This is a genomic window from Streptomyces sp. NPDC059256 (genome assembly GCF_042753785.1).
In the GTDB taxonomy this organism is placed as follows: Bacteria; Actinomycetota; Actinomycetes; order Streptomycetales; family Streptomycetaceae; genus Streptomyces.
On record NZ_JBHYZO010000013.1, the window covers coordinates 15,601 to 29,116 of the forward strand.

The 13,516-nt window shown below is 68.0% G+C and carries 14 protein-coding genes; all 14 read right to left on the reverse strand.

Going from position 1 to position 13,516, the window contains the following annotated elements:
- Positions 1-108: 108 nt before the first annotated feature.
- The 14 genes from ACFXJL_RS24495 to ACFXJL_RS24560 all read right to left on the reverse strand — a co-directional run bounded on the left by ACFXJL_RS24495 (position 109) and on the right by ACFXJL_RS24560 (position 13,406).
- Positions 109-1,995 (reverse strand): S9 family peptidase, encoded by a 1,887-nt coding sequence (locus ACFXJL_RS24495; protein WP_384695633.1) that lies wholly within the window; start codon positions 1,993-1,995, stop codon positions 109-111.
- A 53-nt stretch (positions 1,996-2,048) separates the two neighbouring features.
- Entirely contained in the window at positions 2,049-2,714 is a 666-nt protein-coding gene (locus tag ACFXJL_RS24500; RefSeq protein ID WP_329027010.1) for a helix-turn-helix domain-containing protein, read from the reverse strand.
- Positions 2,715-2,857: 143 nt separating this feature from the next.
- The gene (locus tag ACFXJL_RS24505; protein ID WP_384695636.1) at positions 2,858-3,382 is read right to left on the reverse strand and encodes a DUF6584 family protein; all 525 of its coding nucleotides are present in this window, start codon (positions 3,380-3,382) and stop codon (positions 2,858-2,860) included.
- Between the two features lie 182 nt (positions 3,383-3,564).
- Entirely contained in the window at positions 3,565-3,957 is a 393-nt protein-coding gene (locus ACFXJL_RS24510; protein WP_358880722.1) for a hypothetical protein, read from the reverse strand.
- An 86-nt stretch (positions 3,958-4,043) separates the two neighbouring features.
- On the reverse strand, positions 4,044-5,462 hold the full coding sequence (locus tag ACFXJL_RS24515; protein WP_384695641.1) for an NADH-quinone oxidoreductase subunit N: 1,419 nt from the start codon (positions 5,460-5,462) through the stop codon (positions 4,044-4,046).
- The gene (locus ACFXJL_RS24520) at positions 5,459-6,964 is read right to left on the reverse strand and encodes a NuoM family protein (RefSeq protein ID WP_384644492.1); all 1,506 of its coding nucleotides are present in this window, start codon (positions 6,962-6,964) and stop codon (positions 5,459-5,461) included. The genes ACFXJL_RS24515 and ACFXJL_RS24520 overlap by 4 nt, the downstream gene beginning before the upstream one ends.
- 5 nt (positions 6,965-6,969) lie before the next feature.
- Positions 6,970-8,796: an NADH-quinone oxidoreductase subunit L gene (locus ACFXJL_RS24525; protein WP_384695644.1), complete on the reverse strand. Its 1,827-nt coding sequence runs from the start codon at positions 8,794-8,796 to the stop codon at positions 6,970-6,972.
- Positions 8,793-9,098, reverse strand: a complete 306-nt coding sequence (gene nuoK, locus ACFXJL_RS24530) for an NADH-quinone oxidoreductase subunit NuoK (protein WP_358880726.1) — start codon at positions 9,096-9,098, stop codon at positions 8,793-8,795. The genes ACFXJL_RS24525 and nuoK overlap by 4 nt, the downstream gene beginning before the upstream one ends.
- Positions 9,095-9,658 carry an NADH-quinone oxidoreductase subunit J gene (locus ACFXJL_RS24535; RefSeq protein ID WP_384695647.1) on the reverse strand — a complete coding sequence of 188 codons (564 nt, stop codon included), beginning with the start codon at positions 9,656-9,658 and terminating at the stop codon, positions 9,095-9,097. The genes nuoK and ACFXJL_RS24535 overlap by 4 nt, the downstream gene beginning before the upstream one ends.
- A gap of 15 nt (positions 9,659-9,673) precedes the next feature.
- Positions 9,674-10,618, reverse strand: coding sequence for a complex I subunit 1 family protein (locus ACFXJL_RS24540; protein ID WP_384695650.1), 945 nt, complete (start codon positions 10,616-10,618; stop codon positions 9,674-9,676).
- Positions 10,611-11,975, reverse strand: coding sequence for a hypothetical protein (locus ACFXJL_RS24545; RefSeq protein WP_384695653.1), 1,365 nt, complete (start codon positions 11,973-11,975; stop codon positions 10,611-10,613). The genes ACFXJL_RS24540 and ACFXJL_RS24545 overlap by 8 nt, the downstream gene beginning before the upstream one ends.
- Positions 11,966-12,316, reverse strand: a complete 351-nt coding sequence (locus ACFXJL_RS24550; protein ID WP_384644522.1) for an NADH-quinone oxidoreductase subunit A — start codon at positions 12,314-12,316, stop codon at positions 11,966-11,968. Before ACFXJL_RS24550 ends, ACFXJL_RS24545 begins: the two co-directional genes overlap by 10 nt.
- 665 nt (positions 12,317-12,981) lie before the next feature.
- On the reverse strand, positions 12,982-13,164 hold the full coding sequence (locus ACFXJL_RS24555; RefSeq protein ID WP_384695655.1) for a hypothetical protein: 183 nt from the start codon (positions 13,162-13,164) through the stop codon (positions 12,982-12,984).
- On the reverse strand, positions 13,161-13,406 hold the full coding sequence (locus ACFXJL_RS24560) for a methyltransferase domain-containing protein (protein WP_384695872.1): 246 nt from the start codon (positions 13,404-13,406) through the stop codon (positions 13,161-13,163). Before ACFXJL_RS24560 ends, ACFXJL_RS24555 begins: the two co-directional genes overlap by 4 nt.
- Positions 13,407-13,516: the final 110 nt, after the last annotated feature.

A 13,516-nucleotide genomic window follows, 5' to 3' on the forward strand; every position in this document is an offset into this window, starting at 1 on the left:
AATGGAGACTCTTTGGACGAAGACCCTTCGCGCATGACCGTCTTGGATCGGCACTTGGCCGTCAGTGGCAGCGCTGCGGCTGGTGCGGGTGATCGCGCTCGGGACGGCTCAGGCCAGATGTCGAGCGAGGAAGCGGTCAGCCGCGCGGAACAGGTCGATGTTGTTGTCCGGGTTGAGGAAGCCGTGGCCTTCGTCGTCCTTCACCATGTATTCGACGTCGACGCCTCGTGCGCGCAGGGCGTCGACGATTCGGTCGGACTCGGCCTTCACGACGCGGATGTCATTGGCGCCCTGGGCCACCATCAGCGGGGTGCGGATCTGATCCACCCTGCTGATGGGTGAGCGCGCCAGCAGGTCCGCCGCCTGTTCCGGGTCGCCCGGGTCTCCGGCGTAGAGAGTCCAGTTGTTGGCCAGTTGTGGCTTGACGAAATCGGGCAAGGAGCCCAGATAGGTCACCAGGTTCGATGGGCCGCAGACATCGATCGCGGCGGCGAAGACGTCAGGGGTGAAGGTCACGCCGACCAGTGCGGCGTAGCCGCCGTAGGACGCGCCGAACACGGCTACTCGGTCTCGGTCCGCATAGCCTTCGCCGACGGCCCAGTCGACGGCGTCAATGAGGTCGTCGTGCATCTTGCCGGCGAGTTCCCCGATGCCCGCCTTGAGGAACGCCTTGCCGTAGCCCATCGAGCCGCGGAAGTTGACCTGGAGCACCGCGTAACCGCGGTTGGCGAGCAGTTGCACGGCGGGGTGGAAACCCCAACTGTCACGCATCCACGGGCCGCCGTGGACCAGCAGGACGGTCGGCAGCCCGCTGGGTTCGACCCCGACCGGCAGGGTCAGGTAGGCGGGCAGGCGCAGCCCGTCGCGCGCCGGGATGGTGACCGGGCTCATCGGGGCCAGGACATCGGGGGCCAGATGCGGATAGGGCCGGTGGAGCAGCCGGCTCTGGCCGGTGGTGTGGTCGTAGTGGTAGGTCGCATGAGGGTCACGGTCGTGGTTGAACGCGGCGACCCAGTGTTGCCCCCGCGCGTCACAGGAGACGGCAGCCAGATCGCCGTCGGACAGTTTCTCCAGATTCTTCAGGACCGCGGCGAAGTGCGGGTCCAGAGGGTGGATCACCTGGCGCTCGCCGAGGTAGCGCGCCCCGAGTAGCGCTCCGGTGTGCTCGTTGCGGATGAGTGGCGACGGCAGCGTGGGGAAGACGGCGCACCGTGTGTCGAGGTCGAAGACCGGGTGGCTGTCGACGCCGGTCTCCTCACCGGTGGCAAGATCGAGCCGGACCAGTCGGGTCCGGTCGCTGTTGCGGTTGGAGCCAAGCCAGACGCCGGTGCCGTCCGGGGTGAGCACGAACGGATGAACGAACAGTGGGTAGTCGGCGCCGTCGAATGTGGTGACTGTACGCAGCTTCCCTACCTCGGGGTCCCACTGCGCCAATTCGATGTCGTCGTCTTCTGTCGTGGTCAGGGCATACAGGGTGCCATCAGGCGTGTACAGCCAACCGGCGACATGGCCGGGGTTCTGCGCGAGCATCGTCAGCTCACCGGTGCCGACGTCGAGTTCGTAGAGGTCGAACTCGACGGGGTTGCGGTGGTTCAGGTGGAGGAATGCCTTGCCCGGCCGGGTGACCATCGTTTCGAAACCGACGGCCGTGGCACCGGGGAAGGGCGTGAGATCGACTGCGTCCGCGTCCGGGGCGTCCAGGTCGACCCGGTAGATGTGCCACTGCTCGTTGCCGTCGCCGTCCTGCTCGTACAGAAGCCAGCGTGGATTCGCAGTCCAGTGGTAGGTGAGCACACTGCGGTTGCCGTCCGCGGTCACGCACCGCGCTTGTGCATCGGAATCGAGGCTCTGCACCCAGACGTTGAGCCGGTCACGCCACGGTGCGAGGTAGGCGATCCGGGTACCGTCCGGCGAGATCGAGGCGCCGATGCGGGCGGGCGAGCTGAACAGTTCCTCGACATCGAGCTGTGGGATGTGATGGGAGCGGGCGGGCATGGGGTTCTCCTTCTGCAGTGATCGCCGACCGGCCGACGGGGGCAATGCCGCCCTCAGTCGGTGGGGTCGCCGACGGCTCCGCCGGTGGCGGCGCGGATCGCATGGGCGTAGCGCCGAGCGGCGGCGGGGACATCCATGAATTCCCCAAGATCATCGCCGGCGAGAATGGCCGCACCCAAGTGCTCGTCGAGCACCCGCAGCACGGACGCCGCCGTTGCGGCATGCAATCGCACGTCCAGGTCCGTGGCCGGCCGTCTGAGCCGGGCAGCAATGATCATGCCCAGCTCGTGTTCCGTGTGGTCGCAGGCCATCAACCACGCCGTGCGGATCGCCGGCTCGGTGTCGGCCAGCCGGATCATCTTCATGGCGAGCATCTCGTCGGCCGGATCGACGGGGGGCACTTTGTGGCCGAGCCTGAGTTTCGTCAGCTCCTCGGTCAGGTGTTCTTCGAGTGAGCTCTCCTGCGGCCAGTCGCGCAGCACTCCCAGCAAGGTGACGACGCCCTGCATGACGATCGGCTCGGCGCAGCTCTCCTTGCTGCGAAAGTGCCGCCAGATGGTGCGCGTGGACAGTCCCACGGCCTCTGCGATCTGATCACCGCTCGTCCCGGCCACGCCCTGTTCCCAGAACAGGCGAGCCGCTTCCCGGGAGATCTCAAGCCGCAACCGGGCACGCCGCTGCTCGCTCATGCCTCCGCCCTTGCTTCCTTCGGCCGTCATCGCACCTCTCATACGGTTACAGCGAACGTCACCAAGAGACATTGTGTCACTAAGTGACATCATCGTGCAATGGAGGCTCTCCGCAGTCGCTGAGGGCGTCGACCTGGCGACACCGGCTGGAGCGTGGGCCGCCCCCTCGTCCGCTACGCCCAGACCCAGCGAACGAACGCGATAAAGCCGATCACCCAGATGGCGAAGAACCCCACGACCATCAGGACCATTCCGGAGCCGACCAGCCAAGCGGCGGCCGAGCTCTCGGTGGCCTCTGGTATGTCTTCGCGGTCCAGGGGGATCGCGGTCCACTCGACCGTTCGTCCGACCTGGGTCGAGCCGGCCTCCCGTAGAGCCGCCAACTGTCGGGCTGCGAATGCGCTGCTCGCAAGGGACTCGGGCGCGCGCCAGGACAAGGCCCGCATCCGCGCCAGCGGAGTGGAGTACCTCTTCTCAAATGCTGCGGTCTCCAGCGGGTCCCGATCCTCTTCGAGATACGACCAGCGCCCCGCCTCCGCCACTTCGTCGTACAGGCGGTACACCTCGCCCAATCGCCGCCGAAGTGTCAAGTCCTCCGGGAGTGAGCCCACCAGTCCGCGCAAACGCTGCCTCGCCATCGGGACCCGGCCGGCGGCAAGGTCCGCTTCCACACGAGCGAGTGTGTCCATGAGTGCCATGGCATGCATGATCCTCCACACTCAGGTGTGTCAGGAGCCGGGCGCCTGGGCCGACAGCCGCAAGAAGTAGCGGAGATGGCAACGGAGTTACCCAGAACGCCTCGCCGGAGCCGACGAGGCGCCGCTGTTCCTAGGCGCGTGGCAAGCCTGCCCGCAGTCTTCCCTCGGGCCCGAAACGCTGCTCAGTTCCCCTCATGGGCAGCCTCAAGCTCCGCAATCAGATCCGCGTCGCGCATCCCCGGCAGGGAGTATCCCTCCACCTCGTCCCACGGGACGTCGAGGTCATCCATGTGTACGCGCCACTCGGCACCCGATATGGCCCTGCGCAACTCCGTCACGGCATCGAGCACATGGGCGATCACCGGCATCAGACGCCCCGGATTGAACGGCATCTTGGTGGACCCGTTGATGATGTTCTTGGGCTCGTCCGCATCCTGGTCGTACACGTACAGGCTTTCCTCGTCCTCGTAGGGAAAGGACGCCCTGTGCGCCGCAACGACGCGTGTGACGGAGGCCGACTCGGTTTCTGTCAGCGGTGTCGCGCGGTGCGCGCTGTAGTAGAGAGAGACGCTCATGACGGAAGCGTAGGACGGGGGTGTGACAACGCGGCCACTGGCGGAGAGCGGAGCCCACGGCCCGCCTTCGCCTCCCGCCCCGGCTGTTAGGGCGCCAAGGGGGTTGCGAGCAGTTCCAGGACGGGGTTGGCCAGGACACCGAGGGCGATGGAGGCGGCAGCCGCCCCGCACGCGACGCCGGTAGCCGGCCTGGGGCCGGTGAAAGCGGATCGGTGGGATCGTCGCGAGACCGTCGGGGCGATCCAGCGCAGATAGTAGAAGAGCGAAGCGACCGTGTTGACGGCGGCGAGGACCGTCAGCCAGGCGTACCCGCCGTCGAACGCGGCGCTGAACACCTGGACCTTGCCGAGAAACACGGCGGTGGGTGGCGTACCGACCAGGCCGAGCAGGCAGACGACGAGGGACGCGGTGAGGACCGGCCGTTCTCGGGCCAGACCTCGGTAGTCCTCGATGGTCCTTGCGTGGGGGACGGCACAGACAACGGCGAAAGCTCCGATGTTGGTGATGGTGTACCCGGCCAGGTAGAAGAGCAACGCCCGCTGGTCGAGGTCCGTGGAACCGACGACCGCAATGGGCATCAAGAGATAGCCGACCTGGCTGATGGTCGAGTACGCGAGCAGACGCAAGACGTCTTGTTGGAAGAAGGCCGCCAGGTTTCCCAGGGTCATCGAGGCGGCTGCGATCACCGCCACGAGGCCCGGCCAAGGGATCGAGGTGTCGGCGAGGGGCACCGCGACCAGTCGGTAGAGAGCGGCAAGCGCGCCGATCTTCGGCACGGTCGTCAGAAAGGCCGCCACGGGGGCGCTGCTGCCCTGCACCGCATCCGGAACCCAGAAGTGTGCCGGTACTCCCCCGATCTTGAAGAGGACGCCGGCCACCAGCGCGACCGTCCCGGCCATCACCAGTCCGGTGGATGCCGCCGGGAGTTCGGTCCGCAGCATCGGATACATGGTCGCCCGTCCGGCGGCGAGCAGCACGGCGACGCCCCCGAGCATCACCACGCCGAGCAGTGCGCCCATGACGTAGTACTTGAGCGCCGCTTCGGTCCCCGCGGAGTCCTTGCGGAATCCGGCGAGCGTGTAGGCGGGAACACTGGCCAGTAGATAGGCGGCGGCGAGCAGCAGCAGGTCCTGGGCTCCGGCGAGCAGCAGGGTGCCGAGTGCGGCGAGTTGGATCAGGACGTAGAACTCGCCTTCGCGGGGGTTCGCCTTGAGCGGTCCGACGGCCAGGGCGAGGACGAGGAGGGTCCCGGCGAGGATGATGATCCTGCTCGCTCCGGTGACGGGGTCGACGGTGAAGGACTCGCCGAACGCGGTGGTGACCGGACCGGCCACGGCCACCGCGGCTGCCGCGATGCCCGCCGCGCAGGCGGCGAGGGCGAGGGCTCCGACCATCCGCTGTCGGTGTCGGGGCAGCCAGGCTCCGAGGAGCAGGCCGATGACGGCGGACGCGGCGAGCATCACCTCGGGAAGGATGTCGAGGGGGTTCTCGTTCATTTCGTTCATCGCGCGAGCAGCTCCAGCAGGGTGCGGGAGGTGGGTTCGACCACGTCGAGGACGAAACGGGGCATCAGACCCAGGACGGTGCCCAGGGCGAGGAGGGGGACGATGGCGGCGCTCTCGTGCGGACGGAGGTCGGGAAATGCCTTGGCCGCGCCGGGGGCCAGGGCGGGAAGTCGCGTCGGACCGAGGAAGACCTGTTGCATCGCGCGCAGCAGGAGTGCGGCAGTGATCAGGATGCCCAGCAGCGCCAGTCCGGTCGCCACGGGCTGGGGGCCGAGGCTCCCGGCGAGGATCTGGAACTCGGCGATGAAGCCCGAGAAGCCGGGTAGTCCCAGGGAGGCGAAGGCGGCCACCCCGGTCAGTGCCGCGAAGGCGGGGGCGCGATCGGCGACGCCTGAGTACCGGGTCATCTCGTAGGTGCGCCCGCGTTCGTACAGGACTCCCGAGAGCAGGAAGAGCGCTCCCGTGAGCAGCCCGTGGCTGACCATCTGGAACACTGCGCCGGAAACGGCGAGTTGGCGGGACTGCGCAGTGGCGTCCACGGCCGCTGCCGCACCGATGGCCAGCAGGATGTAGCCCATGTGGTTGACCGAGGTGTAGGCGATCATCCGTTTGAAGTCGGTCTGGGCCATGGCGACCAGTGCCCCGTACAGCACGGAGACCACTCCGACGACGACGAAGACCAGGGCGTACTCCCGCCAGGCACCGGGAAGTACGGGCATCGCGATACGAAGGAACCCGTAGGTGCCCATCTTCAGCAGTACGCCGGCGAGGACGACCGATCCGATGGTGGGGGCCTCGGTGTGAGCGGGGGGCAGCCAGGTGTGGAAGGGGATGGTGGGGGTCTTCACCGCCAGGCCCACACCGATGGCGAGCAGCACCAAGGCGCCGTACAACGAGCGTCCGCGGAGGGGGTTCTTCTCGGTGAGCTCGACGATGTCGAAGGTGTGCGGATCCGCGGCGAGGTAGAGGCCGATGAAGCCGAGCAGCAGGGCGAGGGAGCCGAGGAAGGTGTAGAGGAAGAACTTCAGGGCGGCCCTGTGCGCCGCGGCGTGCCCCCAGCCGGCGATGATGAAGTACATCGCCACGATGGAGAGGTCGAAGAAGAGGAAGAAGAGGATCAGGTCGAGGGCGGCGAACAGCCCGAGGCAGGTCGTCTGGAGGAAGAGGAAGAGCGCGGCGAACTCCCGTACCCGCCGGGTCTCCCGCAGTGCGTAGACGGCGCATGCGAGGAACAGCACGCAGGTCATGGCCATCAGCGGGAGGGAGAGCCCGTCGATGCCGATGTGGTAGCTGACCCCAGCGCTGGGGATCCATTCGACGTGTGTTTCGTACTGCATCGCGCCGTTGGGCCGGTAGCCGGCCCACACGGTCATCGTGAGGGCGAGTTCGACGGCCGTCGCCGCTGTCCACAGGGCGAGGATGAGACGGCGCGGAGTGGTGCGCGGTAGGCACAGCAACAGCGTGGCGACGGCGGTGGGCAGCAGGATCAGAGCCGTGAGCAATGCGGTTACCTCACGAAGACGAGTGCGATGGCGAGGGCGGTGAACGCGGCGACGGCCTGGGCGAGGTACTGGTGAAGTTGTCCGCCCTGCGGTCTGCGGGCCCATCGGCCCAGCGTGCGGATGGCTGACGCGACGCCCTCGACTACCCCGTCGACGTCCTTTTCGACCCGACGGTCGGTCCAGCGCGCGAGAGCGAGGGCACCGTGTGCTGCGCCGTCGACGGTCCGGTCCACCACCCGGTCGTCAAAGGCGGCCAGCGCCCGGGCGACCCGGTCCGTCGGGCGTACGAGGAAGCGCCGCACCGCCGGTTCCAGGCGAAGCCAGTCCTTCCACGGCGCTCCCATGGTGGGAGTGCCACGGATCCACACCACCGCCGACGCGATGAGTGCGAGGACACCGGAGAGGATGAACTCCCAGGCGACCGGCACCGGTTCCGTGGTGGCCCCGAGGACCCGTGCGACCGCTTCCCGTACCGGAGGCACGGCCAGGACCGCGAGGCCGACGCATGCCAGGGCGAGCAGGACCAGCGGCAGTGTCTCGGAGCCCGTTGGGCGGCGGTCATCGACGACGGGTGCCGGACTCCATACGAACCGGAGCGCCTTCACCGCGTACGCCGCGGAGATCACCCCCGCCGCCAGTCCCACCGCGTACAACCAACTGCTCTGCGCCAGTGCCCCGGCCAGGAGCAGGTCTTTGGCGGCCCATAGGGAGAGCGGTGGAACCCCGGCGAGGGTCAGCGCGGATACGGTGAAGGCGAGACCGGCCGTACGGTGTCGGCGGGCCGCGCCGCGGAGCGCGGGCAGGGTCTTGGCGTCGAGGGTGCTGAGCCAGACACCGGCCACCAGGAAGGCCAGGCTCTTGGCGGCGGCGTGGGCCATGAGTTGCGCGGTCCCGCCGGTCACGGCACCCGCCCCGGCTGCCAGCACCATGAAGCCGATCTGGGCACAACTGGAGGCTGCGAGGAGTTGTTTGAGGTCGTTCTGGGCCACCGCGACCAGACCGAGCAGTACCGCGGTGGCGGCGCCGATCCACGCGACGACAGGGCCGCCCCAGCCCGAGGCGGTGAGCAACGGCTCCAGACGTAGGAGGAGATATGCACCGGCGACCACCATGGTCGCGGAGTGCAACAGTGCCGAGACCGGGCTTGGACCCTGCATGGCGCGCGAGAGCCAGAAGCTGAAGGGGAGCTGAGCAGACTTACCCAGGGCCGCAACGATCACTCCGGCGGTGATGGCCGAGAGCCAGGGGTCGGCAGTGTCAGGGAGCTCGCTGAGGGCAAGGGTGTTCGCCTGTCCGCTCGCGAGGGCGGCGCCGGCGGCCAGGTAGAGGCCGAGATCGGTGGCGCGTGTGGTGAGGAAGGCGGTGTTGGCCGCGCGTCCGCGCGCCGGGTCCCGCCACCAGTAGCCGATGAGGGCCCAGGAGGTCGCTCCCATCACCTCCCAGGCCATCATGAGGACGGGCAGGGTGGCGGCCGTGACGGTGGTGAGCATCGAGCCGCTGAACAGGAGCATCAGACCGAAGAATCGCGCACGGGACTCTCCATGGCCGATATCGCCGACGCTGAAGATCAGGACGACGGTGGTGACAGCAGCGACGGTCACCACCATCAAGCCGGACAGACCGTCCACCGCCAGGCGTACGGGCAGGTTCTCCAGCAGGGGAGCCTCGGCCGTCGGGTGTCGGAAGGCGGCTGCGATGGCGAGTCCCAGGGTCGCGGTGGCGCAGGCAACGGCCACCACCGGGGCAGCGCGATCGGCGTACCGTCCAGCAGCGGTCAGCAGCGCACCGACCGCCAGGGGCAGGGCGATCAGGCCCCACAGCAGAGCGCTCACCTCCTGAGCTCCGTGGCCAGGTCGGTCACATCGACCTCGCGTGCACGGAACAGTGCGGTGACCACTGCGAAGCCGACGGCCATTTCCACCGCCATCACCGTCACCGCCAGAACGACCAGGACCTGCCCTTCGGCCGTGTCGGGGGTGATGTAGTGCCAGATCGCCGCGGCGGCGACGATGATCCCGCCCAACATCAACTCCAGCCCCATCATCAGCATCACGATGGACTGTTGGGTCAGGGCCCCGAACAATCCGATGCTGAACAGGGCCGCGGCGAGCAGGAGCAGCAGGTCGAGGTTCACCGGCCGCCCCCTCCCTGGACCGGATCGTTGGCGGGGCGACTGCGCAGATCGTCGCCGAACCGGTCGTAACGGCCGCGGCGGGTGGCCAGGACGACGGTCGAAACGATGGTGGCGAAGAGGGCCATGCCCAGGGTGACCATGGTGAGCATCTGCGGTCCCATGAGGGACATGCCGAGCGCCATCGTGGGGTCGGTGGGTGGTCTTCCCCTCCGAGCGGGCCATCGGACCAGGAGGATCCCGGTGGCGAGTGCGGCGAACACCAGGGTGCAGAGGACGGTCGCGCCCTTCGTGTTGTGCAGCATCGACATCGGCATCAAACCGGCCGGATTCATCATGTACATCACCATGAACACGGCCATGATGGCCATCTCGATGGTCATCATCAGCACGATGACGACACCGAGGTAGTCGAGCCCCAGCAGGAGGACCTCGCCACCGACGCAGAGCAGCGACAACAGCAATGCGTAGGTGGCACGGGCCATCGAGTCGAACCGGAACACCATGACCCCGGCGGCGACGGCGATGACCGCGAGGACCCAGAAGACGATGTCCTCCGACACCGGTGACACTTCCTCTCAGCGATTCAGTACGACGACGGCGACGACGAGTGCCTGCAACAGCGTCGCCGGTACCAGGACCAGCCAGGCGAACTCCGTGTAGCGCTCCATCCGTAGGGTGGGCAGGAGCCTGCGACCGGCCACCAGGGCCGCCAGGACCAGTGCGGTCTTGAGCAGCGTCCACGCCCAGGCGGGCAGGAGGGGACCGTGACCACCGCCGAGGAACAGCGGCACGCTGACACCCGCGGTCACCACCATGAGCAGCCATCGGCCGCCCAGGAAGACCAGTCGGTCGACACCCGAGAGCTCCGCAGCAGCCCCGCCGGCGGCATCGCGGCCCAGGGGATGGTCGAACGGCCCCCAGAAGGACATGGCCATCGCGCTGAGCAGATAGACGATGAACGCGACCGGCATCCACACCGCGAACCACAGCCCGTCCTGAGCCGCCACCACGTCCCCGACCCGAAGTGATTCGGCGCCCAGGGCCGCGGTGGTGATGGCAAACATATGGGGTAGTTCGTACGCCAGGCCCTGTGCCAGGAACCGGTAGCCGCCGATGAGCGACAGGGCCGAGTTGGGGCCCCAACCGGTCAACCACACCGCGGCCCAGGCCAATGCCTCCATGGCGTTGAACCACACGATGCCGACGGCGGGATCGCTGACCGAACGGAATCCCAGCGGCAGTACGGCCCCCGCCAGTACGGCTGCCACGGGCACCAGTAGCACTCCGGTCCGGCCCAGCGCGGTGTCGGCCGCTACGGTCCTTCGCGGTTGTTGCACGAGCAGCCGCAACACCTCGCGCAGTGGTGCCGCCGCTCGTCTGCCCATCTCGCGCATCGACCCCGAGCGGCCCCGCGCGGCTGATGCGGACAGCACGGCGTCGAATCCGGCCGTGACGGCCGCGGCGAGCACCAGGGCCACCGGCAGGATCACCGTCGCCCACAGGGGTGCGGCATCAAACATGCGCACCGCCCATGACCGGTACGGCGACGGGCTCGTCCAGATCAGGGTCCAAACTCGACACGACGAGTCGTGCACAGGTGAACTCGACACCGGTCAACAACTCGGGAAGGACGTCGAGAAGGGCCTGCGAAGGATGCCCGGTCCCCCCGACCGTGCCCCGAGGGCCCATCAACTGTCCGGCCTGCATCAGTCGTACGTCGTCGAAGTCCCGGGCCGCCCGGTCGGCCTCCCCCAACCACACCAGAAGCCGGTCGTGGACATCGCCGTCGGCCACCAGCGCGGGACCGGTCACCCCCCATTGCCGTGCCCGCTCGGCAGGCAGTCGCCCCAGACCGGCGAGGCTCCAACGCAGGGTGCGCGAGCGTTGGATCCGGCCCACCAGGGCTTGTAGCCGCTCTCTGCAGTGCGCGGCGGGCGCACCAGCCAGGACCTCGTCCCGTAGTCGCCTCAGCCGCGCTGCCGGATCTGCCCAGCCTGCGAGTGCGAGCAACCGGCCGAGGCTGTCCAAATGTGCCGCACAACTCCGGCGCGCCCCGGTGCCGAGGGTGACCGGCTCACCACGAGAAGCCCGCAGCCACGGTTCGTTCCAGAAGGACGTGCTGTCCGGTGGTGAAGGGAGGCGATCCACGCGGACCTCCTGCACGATGTCGCCCTGCAGTGCGCAGTGCAGGATCAGGCCGGTGGGCCAGTCGGTCAGCAAGGGCCCAATGGGCAGGCGCAGTTGGTCCAGTCGGAGCCCGTCCCGGTCGTCCGCCCGATCGGCCATCGGTAGGCCGGCCACCATTGACATCATGTGCGCGTGATCATGGCCACCGTGCGCGTTGTGTTCGGTGTGGCCTTCTTCCTCGATGTCGGGCTGCCCCGGCGGATGGTGCCCTGCATGTTTGTGTCCGTGTTCGTGTTTGTCCTTGTCCTTGTCCTTGTGCTCGTGCTCGTGCTCGTGCTCGTGCTCGTGACCAGCGGGCGCGGATCCACCGCCGGGAGGCGACTGGTCCGCTACATCGCCTGCGTCTCCGTGCCCGGACGTGGCGTCAAACTGGGCAGCTACGCCCGTTTGGAGCCGGGCGAGACCCGCGTCCAGTGCCTGTGCCGCGTGCCCCGGGCGCGATACGACGACGCGAACCGCGGAGTGCGGCATGGTCCTTTGCACGGCGTCCAGTTGCCGGTCCGCATCCGCGAAGGGGCTGCCGCAGACGAGCAACACGTTCGCGGTCGCCGGAGCGTCCGCGATGTCCCAACCCCGTCGACGCAGCTCCGACTCGACTTCGAGGCGCAGTTCCGTCGCTCCGGGCAGTACCGCCAGCAGAACCGCAGGGCGCTTCACCGCCGTGCGCCGCAGTCGGCTTCTCAGGTCCACCGGAACGCCCCCTCGCGCCCCGCGTACAGGACACCGGCGAACAGGATCGCGAGGAACAGGAACATCTCGATGACCGCGGCGACACCGACTTCCGACACGACCTTCACCCACGGGTACATGAAGAGCATCTCCATGTCGAAGGCGAGGAAGATCATGGTGATGGGGTACCAGCGCACATGGAACCGTGAGACGGCGTGCTGTTCCGGTGGGAAGCCTCCGCTGAACGGGTGTGCGTCCAGGGTGGAGCGGGTGGGTGCGAGCCACATCGACAGTGCGTAGACCGCCACCAGCCCCGCCAGGGCCACCCCGAGGAGCAACAGAATCGGCGGCCATGCATTCAACACATCGACGCCTCCGCTCTCTTCGACCGTCTCCGTCGCGCTCCGGCATATCGGCAGGAAGGGGCCGACGAGAGCATCGGGGGCTCATGTTGGCTCACCCGGAACGCAGGAGCGGGGAGGCGCGGCCGACTGTGCGCCCAAGTCGTGGTGAACCACCCGCTCGTCCCGCCAGGCGGGTTGCGCCAGGCAGATGAACTGACTGTTGGGACCGAGTCGTCACAGCCTCCTGGCGGGGGGACGCATCGCGTGAACCCGTGGATCCCCATCCGCTCGCCCCGGCAGGCGGTCCCCATAGCTCCGCCATCTCTCAGTTCCGGTCGGATCCAACAGCTCCCGCATACCGGAGACCAGACGTGCAGGGCGCCCCGTCGCCCAGTCGCGCCCCGATCGTCGCACTCGTCGGCGCGGTCTTCGCCTCCCCACTGGTGGAAGGCCCCGGGTGCGGCAGCCTGCCAGCGCTCCGCTGACCGGCCGACTGGCCGGGTCGGGGGATCGCGGAACGTACTGCAAACGACGGGCCTCGCCATCGCGGTGAGCATGACCCTGCCCACGAGGAGGCAACCCGCCCCTGCCGGGTCACTTCATACCGCCCTCGATGAGCGAGGCCGAGCGTTCCCCGTGGGCATCACTCATCGCTGGACGGAACCGTCATGGGAAGGACCTGACTACTGGGTCCTGCGCATGACGAACGAATGGACCGTAGGCGCGCACAGTCCCACCGCAAAGGCGATGAGGCTGCCGACGAAGGCGGCCGGCCAGGCGTCGTTGACGACATCCAGCATCGAGAGCACGACGAAGACATCAAGAAAGCAGAAGACGAACAGCGCACCCGACCCGAGTCTCATCATCCCCCACCGGTGTCCTCCTCAGCCCTGCCCCGTTCGGCACCGGCCGACACCAACTCGTCCACACCAGCTCCTGCACATCGATCCGGCATTCGGCACGCGGACTCCATCAGCAGCACCACATCGAAACTGGCGTCCGGGTAAGGAAGACTGACCACATCGGCGCCCCGGAAACACACCTGGTCGGTCAAGCCGGTCTCGGTCGCCGCTGCGGTGGCGTTGGCGCACGAGAGGATCGCCGAAATGGTCCACGTACCAACGACGCGGCCGTCTCCATAGTGGAGTTCCCCGACGGCGGTCTCCGCAGAGCAGCGAGCGTCCGGCCGTTGCTCTTGGAGGACCGGCGTGGATCAGC